Source organism: Streptomyces cyaneofuscatus (assembly GCF_042718795.1).
GTDB classification, from domain to species: domain Bacteria; phylum Actinomycetota; class Actinomycetes; order Streptomycetales; family Streptomycetaceae; genus Streptomyces; species Streptomyces cyaneofuscatus_A.
This window is the reverse complement of record NZ_JBHXOX010000007.1, coordinates 145839-164196: the sequence shown is the minus strand read 5'-3', so window position 1 is coordinate 164196 and position 18358 is coordinate 145839. Positions and strand designations below refer to the sequence as shown.

General features: G+C 69.3%; 7 protein-coding genes. 3 read left to right on the top strand and 4 right to left on the bottom strand.

What is annotated here, in order from left to right:
• Nucleotides 1–48 precede the first annotated feature (48 nt).
• The 3 genes from ACFWRT_RS09580 (at nt 49) to acnA (ending at nt 6520) form a co-directional block, all read left to right on the top strand.
• Entirely contained in the window at nt 49–2844 is a 2796-nt protein-coding gene (locus ACFWRT_RS09580) for an alpha/beta hydrolase (protein ID WP_380951546.1), read from the top strand.
• A gap of 200 nt (nt 2845–3044) precedes the next feature.
• Nucleotides 3045–3578, top strand: a complete 534-nt coding sequence (locus ACFWRT_RS09575; protein ID WP_380951547.1) for a hypothetical protein — start codon at nt 3045–3047, stop codon at nt 3576–3578.
• A 221-nt stretch (nt 3579–3799) separates the two neighbouring features.
• Entirely contained in the window at nt 3800–6520 is a 2721-nt protein-coding gene (gene acnA / locus ACFWRT_RS09570; RefSeq protein ID WP_380951548.1) for an aconitate hydratase AcnA, read from the top strand.
• 93 nt (nt 6521–6613) lie between these two features.
• On the opposite strand, the gene ACFWRT_RS09565 is transcribed toward acnA, so the two are convergent.
• The 4 genes from ACFWRT_RS09565 to ACFWRT_RS09550 form a co-directional block, all read right to left on the bottom strand.
• The gene (locus tag ACFWRT_RS09565) at nt 6614–7792 is read right to left on the bottom strand and encodes an amidase domain-containing protein (protein WP_380951549.1); all 1179 of its coding nucleotides are present in this window, start codon (nt 7790–7792) and stop codon (nt 6614–6616) included.
• 149 nt (nt 7793–7941) lie between these two features.
• Nucleotides 7942–9228, bottom strand: a complete 1287-nt coding sequence (locus ACFWRT_RS09560; RefSeq protein ID WP_380951550.1) for a polysaccharide deacetylase family protein — start codon at nt 9226–9228, stop codon at nt 7942–7944.
• A 50-nt stretch (nt 9229–9278) separates the two neighbouring features.
• A complete protein-coding gene (locus ACFWRT_RS09555; RefSeq protein ID WP_380951551.1) occupies nt 9279–11543 on the bottom strand; it encodes a transglycosylase domain-containing protein in 2265 nt (754 codons plus the stop codon).
• A gap of 655 nt (nt 11544–12198) precedes the next feature.
• Nucleotides 12199–18282, bottom strand: coding sequence for a DNRLRE domain-containing protein (locus ACFWRT_RS09550; protein WP_380951552.1), 6084 nt, complete (start codon nt 18280–18282; stop codon nt 12199–12201).
• Nucleotides 18283–18358 lie beyond the last annotated feature (76 nt).

Here is an 18358-nt window from a genome sequence, read left to right as displayed (position 1 = left end):
ACAGACCGCCGGAACGGACGTGCGCACGACCAGGGTTGAGGAGGAGCTTTGATACGTGGCCGGAGAGCATGGGCCACCGCGATAGCGGTGCTGACGGTGGCGGGGGTGGCGCCGACGGGGGCGTACGCCGCCCCGGTGCCGCCGGAGATACCCGGCGCCACCGCGCCGGCCCAGCCCGGCGACGCGCTGCCGCCCGGCTGGCGCATCGCGGGTGAGGCCGGGCAGAACCACCTGGAGTGGCGCGCGCCCGAGCAGGTCCCCATGGGCGACGCCCGCGTGGAGTTCCGCGCGAACGGCGAACTCCTGGGCGTACCCGAACCGCAGGACGACGGCCGGACCTTCCGGCTCCCCATGGACGAGGTCCGTACCGCCGACCTCGGCGACCTCGCGGTCGAGGCGGCCGGGCGCCGGCTCGACGAGGCCCCGGACGCGGACGCGGGCGCGAGCCGCCAGGCCAAGCCGCCTGCCCCGAAACTCCCGCCCAAGCTGCCCGCCGGCACCGTCGACCCGGGCAAGGCCGGCAAGTACGCCACCACCACCGGCGAGTACAGCCTCGCCTCCGTCAAGCTCCCCGGCTTCCCCGCACCGGTCGAGATGCGCGGTGTCGTCGTCGCCCCGAAGAAGGCACCCGGCAAGCGTCCCGTCGCCCTCTTCCTGCACGGCCGCCACGCCACCTGCTACGTCCCCGGCAAGAAGGACGAGGTCTCCGGCGACTGGCCCTGTGCCAAGGGCTACAAGCCGATCCCGAGCCACCGGGGCTATCTGCGCGACCAGAAGCTGCTGGCCTCGCAGGGGTATGTGACCGTCTCCATCTCCGCCAACGGCATCAACGGCCAGGACTGGAACGCCGAGGACGGCGGCGCACAGGCCCGCTCCTCGCTGATCCGCAACCACCTCGGCCGCTGGGCCGACTGGGCCGCCAAGCCCTCCTCCGCGCCCGCCGCCGTACGCAAGGGCCCGAAGACCGACCTGTCCAAGGTGCTCCTCGTCGGGCACTCGCGCGGCGGCGAGGGCGTCAACCGCGCGGTGATGGACAGCCTGTACAAGCCGCCGGCCGCCCAGGACGGCTACCGGTCCAAGGCTCGCTGGAACATCCGCGGCACGGTCCACATCGGCCCCACCATCTTCGGCCAGAACCCGGTGCCGGACGTCCCCTCGCTGACCATCCTGCCCGGCTGCGACGGTGACGTCTCCGACCTCCAGGGCCAGGTGTTCACGGACGGCACCCGAGGCGTCAGCGGCGGCAAGGCCCTGCACAGCTCGGTCTACATGATCGGCGCCAACCACAACTACTTCAACACCGAGTGGACGCCCGGCCAGGCCCAGGCCCCGGCCGACGACGACTTCTGGCACGACCCCGAGGCGCGCGACCCGCTCTGCTCGCCCGGCGCCGCCGGCCGGCTCTCCGCGAACCAGCAGCACAAGGCGGGTGCGACCTACATCGCCGCCGCCGCACGGCTGTTCGTCGGCGGCGACGACCGCGTACGCCAGCTCGTCGACGGCACCGGCCGCCGCGCCCCCTCCGCCGACCCCGCCCGGGTGCTCACCCACGCGGTCGGCGGCAACCGCGGCGCGGCCTTCCTCCCCGACAACCCCCAGGGCTCACCGAAGGTCAGCGGCGCCAGGCTGTGCGACGCCATCGCCCCGGGCCGGTCGGCCTGCATGGGTGAGAAGGACCCCGGTTCCTCGCCGCACTTCGCCTCCTGGCGCGCCGAGCACGAGGCCGGCCGCCGCGCGGTCGCCCTGGACTGGAAGAAGCCGGGCACCATCGCCCGCGTCACCCCGAAGAAGCCGGTCTCGGTCAAGGGCGCCCAGAGCCTCGCGCTCCGTGTCGCCGTCCCGGCGAACACCCGCGGCACCCGCTTCGACGTCCATGTCAAGGACGCCACGGGCAAGCGGGCCAAGCTGGGCAGCGTGAAGATCGACGGCCTCCCCGGCACCGACCGCACCGCCTCGTACTGGGCGCAGGAGGTCCGCGTCCCGCTGACCGCCGCGACCCGCGCCAAGCTGAACCTCGCCAAGATCGCCTCCCTGGAGCTGACCCCGAAGTCCTCCTCCGGCAAGGCGTGGCTGATGGACGCCTGGTCGTGGAAGCCGGGCACCCCCGCGGTGAGGGCCGCCGCGCTCGCCCGCGTCGACATCGGCAGCCTCACGGTCAAGGAGGGCGACTCCGGCTTCCGTACGTACCAGGTGCCCGTCCGCACCACCGGCAGGAACGCGGGCGCGGTCCGGCTGTACGTCGACGACCCGAAGACCGGCAGGTCGACCGGCCGGCTGGTCGAGGTCGGCCCCGGCACCGCCGGGATCAAGGTCACGGTGAAGGTCGAGGGCAACAAGCGCTACGGCTGGGACAAGACCCACGGGGTCGCGGTCAAGGCGGTCCGCGGCACGGTCGTCGGCGCGGACGCCGGTGGCGTCATCGCCGAGAACGACGACCCGATGCCGAAGGTGAGCATCGAGCCGGTGGCCGACGACGTCACCGAGGGGGAGCCGCTGACCTGGCGGATCTCGCTCTCGGAGGAGGCGGACGTCGAGATCTGGACCGTGGCCCAGCTCGTCCCCGTCCCCGACGGCCGCCCGGAGCTCTCCACGGCCGACGTCGACCAGGAATGGCTCTCCCAGCACGTGGAGAAGATCCCGAACCCGGCTGTCCCGCTCTCGCAGGTCGACTACAACACGCTGTGGACGGAGGTCGAGGCGGGCCGGAAGTACACCGACCTGACCGTCCCGACCATCCGTGACCAGGTGAAGGAGCCGGCCGAGTACGTCCGCTTCGAGGTCACGGACAGCGACGACGCGCCGCTGGGCCCGCCCTTCGAGGGCACGGTCCGCGACACGCCGTAACCCCCGTCCGCTGTACCGCGTCCGGCCCCTCCGCGACCCTGCGGAGGGGCCGGACCGCTTGCCGGGACGCGGGGCTGCCCGGGCTGCCGGAGGACGACCGCGCCTCCGCCGCCCGGCCGACCCCTCCGCGTCCCCCTCGTACCGGAGGCTCATGAGGTCCGCCGCACGGGCTGATGAACGTCGCCGGCACGGCGGCCAGGATGAGCCGCATGACCTTGGAAGCAGTCCCCAGCGCCTCCGTACCGCCCCCGCCCCGCTGGGCGGTCGTGGCCGCGCACCTCACCGCGCTGGTGGTCCTGCCGAGCGGGCTGTGGCGTATCGCCTTGGTCCTCGGTCACCCCGCCGGCTACACGGAGGCGGGCTTCGAGCCCTTCACGGCGGTCGACGACAAGGTCTGGATGCTGGCCCTCAGTGTGGTCAGCGAGTTGGTCGCCCTCCTGACCCTCGGGCTGGTCCGCCCGTGGGGCGAGGTCGTACCGCGCTGGATCCCGCTGATCGGCGGGCGGAGGGTCCGCCCCCTGGCCGCCGTCGTCCCCGCCGCCCTCGGCGCGGCGGGTCTGACCCTGATCTGGGCAACCGTCCCCCTCTGGTGGGCCTACCCGCACGAAGACCTGACGGCCACCGGGAACCTGGTCGTCGGCATCCTCTATCAGCCGCTGTTCCTCTGGGGCCCGCTGACCGCGGCCGTCACGGTCTCCTACTACCGCCGGCATCGCGTACGAGGGCGCGGGTAGGAGCGGGAGAGGGCACCTGGGCATGACCGAGCGGCGGCTATGTACTAGAGTTATCTCGACATCGAGATATCTGCCGAGGCGCACCGCAGCCGCCGCCCGGTAAGGCATACCTAACTAAGCCTTACCTTAGCGGATGGTCGGGGCCGTAGGCGGCACAACGCGGCGCCCGCTGCCAATGAGGCGCGGCGCGGCAGACGCGCACATCGAAGAAGGAGACTGTCGTGTCGGCGAACAGCTTCGACGCCCGCAGCACGCTGCGCGTGGGCGACGAGTCGTACGAGATCTTCAAGCTGGACAAGGTAGAGGGCTCCGCGCGCCTGCCGTACAGCCTGAAGGTCCTGCTGGAGAACCTGCTCCGTACCGAGGACGGCGCGAACATCACCGCCGACCACATCCGTGCCATCGGCGGCTGGGACTCCCAGGCGCAGCCCAGCCAGGAGATCCAGTTCACGCCGGCCCGCGTGATCATGCAGGACTTCACCGGCGTGCCCTGTGTCGTGGACCTCGCCACCATGCGTGAGGCCGTCAAGGAACTCGGCGGCGACCCGGCGAAGATCAACCCGCTGGCCCCGGCCGAGCTGGTCATCGACCACTCCGTCATCGCCGACAAGTTCGGCACCAACGACGCGTTCGCCCAGAACGTCGAGCTGGAGTACGGCCGCAACAAGGAGCGCTACCAGTTCCTGCGCTGGGGCCAGACCGCCTTCGACGAGTTCAAGGTCGTCCCCCCGGGCACCGGCATCGTCCACCAGGTGAACATCGAGCACCTGGCGCGCACCGTCATGGTCCGGGGCGGTCAGGCGTACCCCGACACCCTCGTCGGCACCGACTCGCACACCACCATGGTCAACGGCCTCGGCGTGCTCGGCTGGGGCGTCGGCGGCATCGAGGCCGAGGCCGCGATGCTCGGCCAGCCGGTCTCCATGCTCATCCCGCGCGTCGTCGGCTTCAAGCTGACCGGGGAGCTGACCCCCGGCACCACCGCCACCGACCTGGTGCTGACGATCACCGAGATGCTGCGCAAGCACGGCGTCGTCGGCAAGTTCGTCGAGTTCTACGGGGAGGGCGTCGCCGCCACCTCGCTGGCCAACCGCGCCACCATCGGCAACATGTCGCCGGAGTTCGGCTCCACCGCGGCGATCTTCCCGATCGACGACGAGACGCTGAACTACCTGCGCCTGACCGGCCGCGACGCCCAGCAGGTCGCCCTCGTCGAGGCGTACGCCAAGGAGCAGGGCCTCTGGCTGGACCCGGCCGCCGAGCCGGACTTCTCCGAGAAGCTGGAGCTCGACCTCTCCACGGTCGTCCCCTCCATCGCCGGCCCGAAGCGCCCGCAGGACCGCATCGTCCTGGCCAACGCCGCGCAGCAGTTCGCCTCGGATGTGCGCAACTACGTCTCCGACACCGGTGTCGACGAGGCGGGCAAGGAGTCCTTCCCGGCCTCCGATGCCCCGGCCGTCTCCAACGGCATCCCGTCGAACCCGACCACCGTCACGGCCCCCGACGGCTCGACGTACGAGATCGACCACGGCGCCGTCACCGTCGCCGCGATCACCTCCTGCACCAACACCTCGAACCCGTACGTCATGGTCGCCGCCGCGCTCGTGGCGAAGAAGGCGGTCGAGAAGGGCCTGACCCGCAAGCCGTGGGTCAAGACCACCCTCGCCCCGGGCTCGAAGGTCGTCACCGACTACTTCGACAAGGCGGGCCTGACCCCGTACCTCGACAAGGTCGGCTTCAACCTCGTCGGCTACGGCTGCACCACCTGCATCGGCAACTCCGGCCCGCTGCCGGACGAGGTCTCCAAGGCGGTCAACGAGAACGACCTCGCGGTCACCTCGGTGCTCTCCGGCAACCGTAACTTCGAGGGCCGGATCAACCCCGACGTCAAGATGAACTACCTGGCGTCGCCGCCGCTGGTCGTCGCGTACGCGATCGCCGGCTCGATGAAGGTCGACATCACCAAGGACGCCCTCGGCGTCGACCAGGACGGCAAGCCGGTCCACCTGACCGACATCTGGCCCACCGAGGCCGAGGTCAACGACGTCGTGGCGAACGCCATCGGCGAGGACATGTTCAACAAGTCCTACCAGGACGTCTTCGCGGGCGACGCCCAGTGGCAGGCGCTGCCGATCCCGACCGGCAACACCTTCGAGTGGGACTCCGAGTCCACCTACGTGCGCAAGCCCCCGTACTTCGAGGGCATGACGATGGAGACGACCCCGGTCGAGGACATCACCGGCGCCCGCGTCCTCGCCAAGCTCGGCGACTCGGTCACCACCGACCACATCTCCCCGGCCGGTGCCATCAAGGCCGACACCCCGGCCGGCAAGTACCTTAACGAGCACGGCATCGAGCGCCGTGACTTCAACTCCTACGGCTCGCGCCGTGGCAACCACGAGGTCATGATCCGCGGCACGTTCGCCAACATCCGCCTGCGCAACCAGATCGCGCCGGGCACCGAGGGCGGCTACACCCGCGACTTCACCCAGGCCGACGGCCCGGTGTCGTTCATCTACGACGCCTCGCAGAACTACCAGGCCGCCGGCACCCCGCTCGCGATCCTCGCGGGCAAGGAGTACGGCTCCGGCTCGTCCCGCGACTGGGCCGCCAAGGGCACCGCGCTCCTGGGCGTCAAGGCCGTCATCGCCGAGTCCTACGAGCGCATCCACCGCTCGAACCTCATCGGCATGGGCGTCCTCCCGCTCCAGTACCCGGAGGGCCAGAACGCCGAGACCCTCGGTCTCACCGGCGAGGAGGCCTTCTCCTTCACCGGCGTCACCGAGCTGAACAACGGCACCACCCCGCGCACGGTCAAGGTCACCACCGACACCGGTGTGGAGTTCGACGCGGTCGTCCGCATCGACACCCCCGGCGAGGCGGACTACTACCGCAACGGCGGCATCCTGCAGTACGTGCTCCGCAGCCTGATCCGCAAGTAGGCGCACCGGCGGCCGAGTGAGAAGGCCGGCCGAGACACCACAGCGCCCCTCGTCCACGGACGAGGGGCGCTGTGGTTCGGGGGTGGCCGACCGTCAGGTGCGGTAGGCGTAGTACGCGGCGTTCGGGTAGGACGAGATGATGCTCGTCACCGAACGGCGCAGGGTGTTGGTGGAGTGGTACGTCAGGTACGGCACGCCGTTGCGGCGCGACGTGACGATCATGGTGTGGTCCTTGGACCCGTCCTTGTCGAAGTCGACCTGGAGGACGTCTCCGACGTCCATCTGGTAGACGTTGGCAAGGCTGGTGGTGCGCTTGGAGTTCTGCGCGAACCAGGACCACTCGTTGACGCCGACGAAGGAGTGCGACTGGATGTCGGCGGTGCCGAACCAGCGCGTGTAGTCGTAGACGTAACCGGGCACGTGCTTCCAGCCGCCGGCCTTGAGCGATTGGCTGACGAAGTTGGTGCAGTCGCCGCCCGCGCCGGCCCCGTTGAAGTTGGGGTAGGCCGGGTTGTAGTTCGTCCAGTACTTCTCCGCGTACGCGGCCATCGCCTGGTAGTCGTACTCGCCGCCGGTGAGCTTCTTGGGGACGGCCGTCGGGCGCTTCGTGATGGCGGCGCGGGGCGCGGCCGGAGTGGTGGTGGTGGTCTTGGCCGCCACGGTCGTGGTCTTCGGCTGGGCGAGCTGGTTGACCGCGAGGTAGCCGTCGCCGGTCTCGCGGATCTTCGTGACCTTCCAGGTGCCCTGCTTGTCCGCCTTGAAGGTCAGTTCGTGGTGGGCCTGGAAACCGGTGGTGCCCGGCTCGCCGCCGGTGACCTTCGCGTAGGTCAGGGTGGTGTTCTCGGTGACCACGACGACGGCGGTGCGGCCCTTGACCTCGGTGCGGTCCAGGGTGACCGTGGTGCTGCCGGCGCTGTACTTCTCGCCGTTGCTCGCCAGCCGGTTCCTGCGGTCGTCGAGCTGCTTCCGGGCGGCGTCCTCGGTGCGGCCGATGCCGGAGGAGAGCTCCACCTTGCCCGAAAAGCGTCCGGCGAGGGCCTTCTTGCCGCCGTGGCGCGGCTGGTCGACCAGCGCGTTGGTGCGGTCGGTGAAGACCGCGTCGGCCAGACTCTGGAAGGCGGCCTTGGTCTTGGCGTCGACCTGGGGCTCGGCCGCCGTGGAGGCGCCCGCGTTCCAGTTGGGCAGCAGTGCGACGCCCGCGACGGCCGATGTGGCGGCCGCCGTGAGTATCGTCGCCCGGCGTCGCGTGTGCTTCAGTTTTCTTGACTTCACTGGCGTTCTTCCCTCTTTTCCCGGCATGGGACCGCCGAGCTAAGCGGCATCTTCGCATGCCTTGTGCGGCTGGTGTGAAGGAGGTGGGCGACTGTTGCAAGGAGGATTTCGGACTGTCACCGCCCGTGAGGTTGACGGCCGTTGGCCGGTCACTTCACGACGGTGGACCAGTCCGGGGACTGGGCGGGGTCCAGGCTGCGCAGCCGCTCCAGGGTGGCGGGCTTCTGGACGTCCATCCAGTCGGCGAGCTCCTTGAAGGAGACGCACTTGACGTCTTTCTTGGTGCACACGGTCTCTATCATCCGGTCGACGGCCTTCATGTATATGCCGCCGTTCCACTCCTCGAAGTGGTTGCCGATGAACAGCGGGGCGCGGCTGCCGTAGTAGACGCGATTGAACCCGGCTATGTAGGTGTCCAGGGTCTCCTGCTGCCACTTCGGGTGCATGGCCGGGTCGCCGTCGGTCTTGCCGTCGGACTGGTTGTAGAGGAAGTTGAAGTCCATGGACAGGCCCTGGTACTTGCCGCCCTCGTACGGGAGCATCTGGAGCGGGAAGTCCCATATGCCGTTCTTCTTCTGCGGCCATATCTGGAAGTCACCGGCGGAGCTGGCGTCGTAGCGCCAGTTGTAGCTCTTGGCGGCCTTGAGGAGGTTGGCCTGGCCTTCGAGGCAAGGAGCCCGGCCGCCGGTGACCTCGCGGCGTATGTCGAACGGCAGCGGGTCGAGGTCGGTCCTGCCGGTGTTCGTCTTCCACTTCTCGACGAAGTCGTAGAACTGGTCGATCTCGCTCTTCCACTCCGGCACGCTCCAGTCGCCGCCGCCCTTCGGGCCGCAGAAGTGCCCGTTGAAGTGGGTGCCGATCTCGTTGCCGTCCTTCCAGGCCCCGGCGAGCTGCTCCAGGGTGGTGTAGACGTGCTCGTCGGTGGGGAAGCTGATGGCCGCGCTGCCCCGGGAGTGCTGCGGCGGGTCGTACAGATCCTTCTTGCCCTTGGGCAGCAGGTAGATGCCGGTGAGGAAGAAGGTCATGTGGGCGTCGTGCCGGTTGGCCATCTCCCGGTAGTGCGCGAACAGCCCGTCATCGCCCTGGAGGGCGCCGTCCCAGGAGAAGACCACGAACTGCGGCGGCTTCTCGCCGGGCTTGAGGGGCCGGGGCTTGAGCTGTCCCTTCTGCGGGCCGGTGTAGGAGGTCGAGCCGTCGCCGATCACCTCGACCTTGCCGTCCCAGGCCGGTTCCCGCGAGGCCCCGGACAGCGGCTGGCGCTCCGAGCGGTTCGTCGCGGACGCGGTCGGGGTGGTGTCGTCGGTGCCGGACAGGACCAGGTAACCGCCGAGGGTGGAGGCGACGACGAGGACCGCCGCCACGGCGAGCGTTCGGGGGTGGGCGGGGAGACGGCGGGGTGCGGGGTCCTTGCGACGTCGGCCCGACGGCTTGTTCATCTGCGGCTCAATCTCTCGGGGGCGTGGACGGTGCCGGTCGGCGCCGGTGGTCAGCCGAGCGGTCTCAGGGCTTCCGACCAGATGCCGTAGGGGACGCTGTCGGCGATCGTGCCGCCCAGTCCCTCCAGCGGTAGGGGTTCGAGGCTCTTGGCCAGGTCGATGCGGTAGACGACGACCGCGGTGGAGACCTTCTTCTCGGTGCCGACGTACCAGGCGGCGGTGTCGCCCTCGGTGGTGCCCCGCTTTCCGGCGACCTCGCCGCCGGCCTTCGCGGCGGTCTCCGGATAGGCGGTACGGAAGGCGTCCGTCAGGGCGGACTGCACCTCGGCGGCGGTGCCGGCGTCCATGGCCCGGCGCGGGTCCGGGGTGTCCGTGGCGACCTTGTGGCCGTTGCGGGTGACCTTGAGGATCGTGTACGGCTCGGTGTGCCGGCCCTCGGCGGCGAAGGTGGTGTAGCCGCTGGCCATCCGGATGGCGCTGGGTGTGGAGCTGCCGGCGGCCAGTGCGGGGACCTGGGCGCCGAGGCTGGAGCGCAGCAGTCCGGCGGACTGGGCGGTGGCGCGGACCTTGTCCAGTCCGGTGTCCAGGCCGAGCTGCATGAAGGTGGTGTTGACGGAGTTGGCGAGGGCCCGGTGCAGGGATATCTGCCCGTAGGACCGCCCGCCGTCGTTCTTCGCGGCGACCTTGCGGCCGCCGCGGTCCCAGTAGGGCCCTTCCGGCGTGGTGACGGGCACCTTGTCGTCGCCTACGTACACCGTCTCGCCCGTCACCGGCTCGGGGGCGCCGTCCCGGCTCTTGCGTACGCCGTGTTCCAGGGCGGCGGCGTAGACGAACGGCTGGAACGCCGAGCCGGCGGGCACAGTGGTCGCGTTGGACTCGTTGTAGCCCTGCTTACGGTGGTCGGGCCCGCCGTGGATGGCCAGGATCCGTCCGTCCACGGCGACGGAGGCGGCGCCGTAGTGGACGTGCTTCGCCGCCTTCGGGTTGTCCTTGCGGGCCTTGTCGCGGGCCGCGCCGACGGCCTTCGTGAGCTGGTCCACGCGCTTCTTGTCGAACGTCGTGTAGATCTGGTAGCCGCCGCGGTCGAATTCCTTGTCGGAGATGTCCGCCGCCTTCTTGGCGTGCTGGGTGGCGAGTTCCACCAGGTAGTCGCTCTGCTCACCGGTGTTGTAGAGCGGGTTGCTCTCCAGCGTCTCCGGGAAGGTCCGGTAGCCGGCGCGCTCCTGCGGCGACAACTTGCCGATCTTCACCATCCGGTCGAGCGTCCACCGCCACCGCTCCTGCGCGCGCGTGCGGTTGGCCGCGCCGAGCGTCGGATCGTACAGTCCGGCGCCCTTGAGGAGGGTGGCGAGGAAGGCGCCCTCGCTGGCGTTGAGCTCGCTCACGTCCTTGCCGTAGTACGCCTGGGCGGCGCGCTGGATGCCGTAGGTGCCGCGGCCGAACCAGCTGGTGTTGAGGTACCCCTCCAGGATCTCGTCCTTGCTCATCTTGTTGTCGAGCTTGAGCGCCATCATGGCCTCGGTGAACTTGCGGCTGTAGGTCTGCTCCTGGCTGAGGTAGACGTTCTTGACGTACTGCTGGGTGATGGTCGAGCCGCCCTGGGTGCTGCCCTGTCCGAAGGTGCGCAGGATGGCGCGGGTGAGACCCTTGGCCGAGATGCCGGGGTCGCTGTAGAAGCTCTCGTTCTCGGCGGCGAGCACCGCCCAGCGCACATCCTCGGGAACGTCGCCCAGCTCCATCTCCTGCCGCTGCACCCAGCCGGCGCGGGCCATGGGGGTTCCGTCGGCCCAGAAGTAGACGGTGTCCTGCTGGGTGGCGTAGGAGTTGAGGTTTTCCGGGATGTCGGTGGCGGCGTAGGCGACGGTCAGGGTCAGGACACTGAGCCCGAACGAGGCGAGGGCCGCGCCTCCGGCCTGCCGCCAGGTGGGCACCCAGCGCTTCCAGCCGGTCCGGCCGGGCCGGGGGTAGTGCGGCCGCACGCGGCGAAGCCAGGGGCCGAGCACGGCGACGACGGCGGCGGTGGCGGCGGTGACCGCGGCGGTGAGGCGGGCGGCGGGCGCCGACTCGGGCGCCTTACGGCGGCGCCGGGTACCCGGCCGGCCGGGCAGGGCGGCTTTGGTGTCCGCGCGGCGGGAGGCGCGGGATCCGGAGGCGGTCGTCGGGGAGTCGCCGGTCGGTGCGGCCCGTCCGGCTTCATCCGGTTCGGAGGGTATGCCGGCGATGTCGTCGGATATCTCGCGCCGCCCTCCGCCGGGTATCGACGGCTCTCCGGAGGGGGCGGTGGGTATGCCGCCTTCGGGTACGCGGAGCTGCATCGTCTCGTCGGGTACGAGCCGCTGCCCGAGGGAACGCCTGCTTGCCGAGGGACGGGACTCCGAGGGGTCTCCCTCACCTCCCTGAGCGTGCGCTCCCTGCCCTGCCTGGGTCACGATCGGCCTCTCTCCGTACTCCCTGCGCGCGCTTAGGCAGGCAGGTATTACAGACGTACGAGGGCTTGATCCGGTTGCCGTACGGCGGTCGCAAACCCTGACTTCCCCCCGACCTCACGGGATCGCGGCTCTCAAATTACCAGCGTGCTTCGCGCGATCTCCACATGATGCTCGGGCGAATCCGGTCACATCATGGCTGAGCGGCGCCTGTCGGGCCCGCGCGGCGCTCTCCTCCGGTGGGGCGAGCGGTCCTGCCGCCCCCCTGGCCGGGCCGGATCGTCCACAGCAGGCCGGCTTCATGAGGAAGCCGGCCTGCCGTGATCGGATGTGAGTTAAGCGCGCCGTCTCTTTCGGGCTCTACGCAGGATGTCTCCCACGTACGTCGCACTTCCCACCCCGAAGATGACCGCGAGGACGGCTTCTCCCCGTACGGCCAACCACAGGGTGAGGGCGGCCAGGAGGATCGCCATCACGGCTTCCCCTAGGGGCTGGACCCTGCCGTTCTTGAGGTCCACCATCTTTCCCCTCCCGATGAATTCTCTCAGCACTTGACCGTGTAGACGTTCCACGTGGCAAGCACGGTCGCTTTCACCGCGCCGGCGTATATCTTGGTGCATCTACCACGGGCGACGGCGATGGCCGAAACACTGGCGATATACCAGGCCACTGCTCGCAGGGCGTATATGACGTGCTTGAAGCTCTTCGGGAGATTGTCCTTGATGACGCTCAGATAGGTTCCGACAACCCCTCCGCCCAGCGCCATGGCCTTCGTTTCCTTCCTATTGAATTTCACGGTCACGTAGTAGACCGGCGAGTACCACGGACTCCACCGCGAGATCTTGTAGGCACCGGTCAGGTCGGTGCAGCCGATGGGATCCGCTGCGCAGTACTCGTAGGCGGTGGCGTTACCGTTCGGTACGGGGTCCACCGACAGGAATCGCCCGATGGCGGGATCGTAGAGGCGCACGCCCATGAGCGTCGCACCGCTGGGAGTTTCGCTGGAGCGCTGCTTGCCACCGAGCCAGCCGTAGCGGGTGGGGTCGGTGCCGGGCAGCAGGTTGCCGTACTCGTCGTAGGCATTGACCACCGGGGTGGAGCCGGAGACCAGCGGGATCTGCGTGGCGACGTCTCCGTGAAGGTTGGTCAGCTGCAGGACGACGTCCCCGGTCGCGCCGGTGGTGGCGATCAGATCGCCGGTCAGGTCCTTCACGCTGCGGCTGACGCCGCCGTTGTCTCCTGCGGTCCAGTCCGGGCTGTCGCTGCCGTTGCCGTAGTGGTTGGTCAGGGTGGCGGAGTTGCTCCAGGTGCCGCTGTCCGCCTGTTCCTCCGTGGTCCAGGAAGCGAGGCGCCCAGCAGGGTCCAGGTTCCAGGTCGTGCGCTTGGAGTTCGCCGTGCTCTGGCGAACCATGTCGTTGGCGTAGTAGGCGTACTGGGCCCCGCCGGCCTGGGAGGTGGTACGGCCGAGGGCGTCGTAGGCGATGCCCGTGCCGATCAGCCGGTCCGCACTGTCGTATCCGTGGTTGACGGTCTTCGTGTCCGCTGTGCCTCCGTCGACGTCATCGACCGTGGTGGTCAGAGCGGTGCGGTTGGTGTTGTCGTCGAAGGTGTACGCCCGGTGGGTGGTGACGCCCGCCCGCGAGTCGTCCACGCGAGTGAGGCGGCCGGCCGCGTCGTAGGTGTGCTCCTGATAGGCGCCACCGCCGGTGTAGGTGGTGCGGTTGGCGATTTGGCCGTGGATGCTCCGGCTGGTGGTTTCGCCCTGGACGGTCCAGCCGGACTCCCAGTGCCAGTAGCGGGAGGTTTCGGCGCCGGTGGGGTCGATGTTGAACTCGACGTCCATGTTCCACGGCAGCTTCTGCTTGTAGAGGCGGCCGTCGGAGTCGTAGAAACCCGTGACGTCGCCGATGGTCCCCATCACGGAATCGTGGATGCGCGTGGGCATACCGCCGAGGTCGTCGTAGTCGTAGGAGACCGTCGACGGCGCCGAGTCGTGCACCCGGATCTTGCGGTCGCGGTTGTCGTACTCGGTTCGGGTGGTGTTGCCCGATCCGTCGCCGTAGCTGATCTCCCGGCCGAGCAGGTCGATCGTGTGCCGGATGGTGCTGGTGCCGTCGGAGGCCGTGGCCACGGCACCGCTGGCGGGGTCGTACGTGGTGGTCTGGGGCGCCACCGCCGTGCCCACGCCGCCGGTGATCTGGGTCTGCGTCGCACGCCCTGCGGCATCGGAGGCGTGGACGGTCGTGCGGGTCACACCGTTGGCGGTCTCGGTGATTTTGGCGGGGTTGCCCCACCGGTCGTACTCGATGGTGCTGGTCGGCAGTTCATTCGGGTTCGAACCGCCGCCGGTGATCTGGCCGGCCGGACCCGTCGAGCAGACCAGGTCCGCCCATTCCGGGCGCCCCTCGCACGTACCGGTTCCGGTGCCGGACCAGTAGCGCGTAACGGTCGCGCCGGCGTCCGCGCCGTTGGACTTCGGTGCCGTCGTCCTGACCGTGCGGCCCTGGGCGTCGTAGCTCGTGGCCGACTTGAGCTTCAGACCGCTGGGGTCCACCACGACGGCGGTCTGCAGTCCCTTCGCCCAGTCGTGGACGATGGCTGTGCTGCGGGTGTCTCCGTCGGTCGGGTAACCGTCGATCGCCGCTCCGACCGTCGTGCTGGTGATCTGGTCGGACACGGTGGCAGTGCCATCGGTGGGACGGCCTTCGTCGTACTTGTTGTTGGTGTGAGCCCGGGCCGCCACCTGGACTCCGGCGGGAAGGGCGGGGCTGTCCACGTCACCGTTGAGGGCCTTGGCCAGAGTGACCAGGTGCAGGGGCCCGTACTCCTCCAGCTTGCGCATTCCGTCGGCGGAGTACACCGAGACGGTACCGAGCTGGCGGGCGCGTTCCGCCGGGGAGTCGGCGAGGATGCCGAGTTCGCTCTGCTCGTTGACCTGGTAGTCCTCGCTGCCGGTGGCCAGCTCGAGGTTGGTGGCGGGCAGTTCGAAGACGGTGTTGCCGAACCGGTCGTACTGCGTCACGGTCAGGTGCCTGCCGGGCAGTCCGGTGTTGACCGCTCGCCCGGAGGCGTTGGTGTAGGTGATGGTGGCCTTGCCGTAGTTGGTGGCCGCCAGATCACTTCCGAGGTGTGAGGCGGGAACCTGGTCGACCGGGAAGACCGCGGTGGCGTCCGTCGGCGCGTCCGTCTGGCCCCACTTGGCAGCCTGGTTGGGCGAAACCGCGTTCGGTGCCTTGTCACCCGAGAGCGGGACTTCGTAGACGAGGGAGGTGATCGCCTTGCCGCCGTCCTGCTCGTCCTTGGTGCCGGCCTTCAGCGTGGGACGGGAGAGAGCCAGCAGCATGCCGTCGCCGGCCACCGCGTTGGAACCGGCCTTGCCGTACGTGAACGTCCACGGCAGTTCGCCGGGAGGGGTCTGGGTCAGCACGCGGCCGGCGCTGTCGTACGTGTACGCGGTCTTGAGCGCGGGGGAGATGCGCGGGTCCCACTGCTCGCGCAGTCGGCCCTGGCTGTCGTACGCGTACTGGGAGACAGCCGTTGCGGTGGAGGTGGACGCCCCCGGGAGGGTGGTCCAGAGACGAAGCCCTGAGACCTGCCCGGCGACCGTGCCCAGCGAAGTGGCGCTCGCCGTGGTGGCGGTGGCGTACTGGTACTCCAGGATCCGGCAGCCCTTGGTCGACGGTGTGGCCGCACACGTGGGTGCCGACACGGCCGAGGACGGAGCGATCACATACTTGGGGCGGGCCAGGGTCTTGCCGCCCACGGTGACCTTCTCCGAGATCACGGTCGTGGTCGAGTTCTCCGTGGGAAGGAAGGTCCGGGACAACTGCCAGGCGGTTGCGGCCGGATCGACCTTGGTGAACACCGAAGTGGACCCCTCGGTGTCCTTCAGGGTGAAGGAGCCCGCCGGCGTACCGGTCAGCGTCAGGCCGTTCGCACGTGTCTCCGGCTTCCATCCGCCACCGGTGGTCGCGGTGAACCCGATCTCCGTGCCTGCCACGTCCACCACGGCCAGCGAGGTCGCCGAGGTGGCGCGCACGTACGCCCAGTCGCTGTCGGAGAGCTTGGCCAGGGTTCCCGCGGTCCACTGCGGACCGAAGATGGCCACCTGCCCCTCCTGCTGAGAGCCGTTGGCAGGCCGCCGGGAGGAGAAGGAACGCGTGGCGGTCAGGTCGAAGCCGGAGGCGTCGGTCGCGGAGAGACCGAAGTCTCCTGTCAGCGTGTTCACGCTGCCGGGGCCGACATCCTCGCTGGGAGCCTCGCCGGCATTGCGGTCCACCGTGATCGTGGTGGGCGGGGACGTGTCGGTGGTGGTGGCGTCGGTGAACACCGCGCGCAGGTCCACCGGACCGTCTTCGCCGAGGGTGTCGGTGATGTTCCAGATCAGCGCCTCGGCGTTCCCGCCGGTGACCGTCGCGGGCCAGGCCGGCAGCGCCGAGCCACCCGCCTTACGCCGCACATCCTGGGCGGGAACGTTCTTCCAGGTGTCCGTCTCGCCACGGCGGTACTGGTAGCTCACCCCGGTGTCGCTCGTCTTGCCCTGGCCGGTCAGCTCGGTACGGCGAGCAGGGCGGTCACCTTCCCCGGGGGTGAGCAGAGCCGCACCGGACCCTGCCGAGAAGGTGTAGCCCGTCTCCGCCGAGACATTGCCGGCCGCGTCCTTGGTCCGGGCGGTCACGGTGTGCTTACCGGCCCGGAAGACCGGCTTCGTGGTGACGGCAGCGCCCGTGGTGGGCACCGACTGCCAGGCGCCCGAATCCAGCTTCCACTGGACTTCCCTCACATCGCTGGTGGGCGGGGTGAAGCGGAAGGTTCCGGTGAAGTTGCCGTCGCCGTCGGGCGTACCGGACCATTGGCCGGCGGGGAAGTCGGTGGAGGACACCGCGGTTGCGGCAGGTGCGGTGGTATCGACCGTGAGGGTGCGGAACGGGGAGTAGGCGCTGTTCGCCGTGGCGTCGGAGGAACGCGCACGCCACTTGTAGCTGCCCACCGGCAGGGCTGCCGGCTTCCAGGACGCCTGCGCGCCTGAGGCCACGTATGCGCTGGTGCCTGTGCGCAGGGCTGAGGTGCCGTTGGAGGTCCAGACCTCGAAGTCGAACTTCACCTGCGAACCGTCGCCGTCCAGAGCCTTCGCCGACAGCGTGGGTGTGGTGACGTTCGTCGCGGCCGCGGTCGCGGGGGATATCAGGGTCGGGACATCGGGAACGGAGTTGTACGTCACCGAAAGGTACGGGGTGTTGCTGGCGGCGTTACCCGAGTTGAACCGCTTCCACCCATAGGGGTCGGACTCGTCGGAGGCACGCAGTCCCAGGTGGTTGGTGGTGTTGCCGTTGGCAGCCCAGGCCTGTGCCAGCGACGTCGCGTCGACATTGACCCAGCCGTCGTTGCACGAACTGGAGAAGCCCTTGGTCTGTGTGCTGGTGGCGTGCTTCGTGCCCCAGCTCGGCTGGGCCGTCCACCGAGTGCTCGTCGAGGCGGCACCCGTGCTGTACAGGTCCCAGCCCTTGGCCGTGCACGACCACGAGTGGTACGCGAACAGGTTGAGCTTCGCGGCGGTGACCTGCTTCCCGGTGATGTTCTTCATCGGGAAGGACAGGAGGGAACGGGCGACCTGACTCGACCCGTTGTTGCCGATCTTCAGGTCGGTGGAGGTGGACTGGTCGGTGGTGTATCCCTCCTGGACGAAGGTGTCGAAGCTGGCTCCGACGTTGATCGACGGATCGATCGTGACCGGGAACCGGGTCTTCTCGTCGGCCAGGAACCCTGCGTCCGGCGTCAGGACGAGGGTGATCCTGTCACCGTCCTGGGTGACCTTCACTCCGACCTTCGCGGTGCGGGTGTGCTCACCGGAGTTCTTGTCGACACGGGCGTCCCACATCACCGGCGACGGCAGAACCCCTGCGGCCTTGCCCTTCGAGTCGGTGAAGGTGACCGATCCGTCGTCGTGCGCCTCGGCCTTCAGGCCCTTGGCCTGCAGGCTGTAGGAAACCTGGCCGTTGGCGTCGACGGCGGAGCGGTCCTTCAGCTCCAGGAACTGCTCGTAACCGGTCCGCGTGGACTCGATGAGCATGTCCGTCGCCGGCATCACGTTCTTGTACCGGGCAACCGTGTCCTCGGCACCTTCGACGGTGGGCGTCGGCAGAGCCCCGTACCAGCCGAGTTCCATGGGCCGGCCGGAGCGGTCCTCCACCTTCACCAGCGGCACGCCCGCAGATGCGTTGGCCACCCCGGTGGCCCTCAACGCCTTCGGAGCAGCCTTCCTGCCCGCGAGAGTCAGCCCGTGCGGATGTCCTTTCGCACTGATCGAACCGTCTGCGGACACGGTCAGCGACGGGTCGACGTCGTGCCACGAGCCGTCGTCCCCCTTGAAGCGGATCGGGCCCGAGTACATCTCAGCCGTGACCGTGCCGTCGGCGTTCACGAAGGTGGACGACGTCTCCGAGCGAGCGTCAGTGACCTCGATCCTGCGGTTCTGGATCTTGGCCTTCAGCCGGGCAGCGGCCTCCGAAGCGGCAGTTGCCGGGCCCAGGTCCTCGGACTTGACCGGCGGCTTCGCCCCCTCGGTCTCCTTCGCCAGCGCGATCGCCACACCGGTGCCCTCGACGAACACACCCGCCTGCACGGCCATCAGGAGTGTCACCGCCAGGGCAACAGGCCGCAGGCGCTGCTTGGGCGGGCGGAGTGGTTGGCCGGAGTCCGCGGGT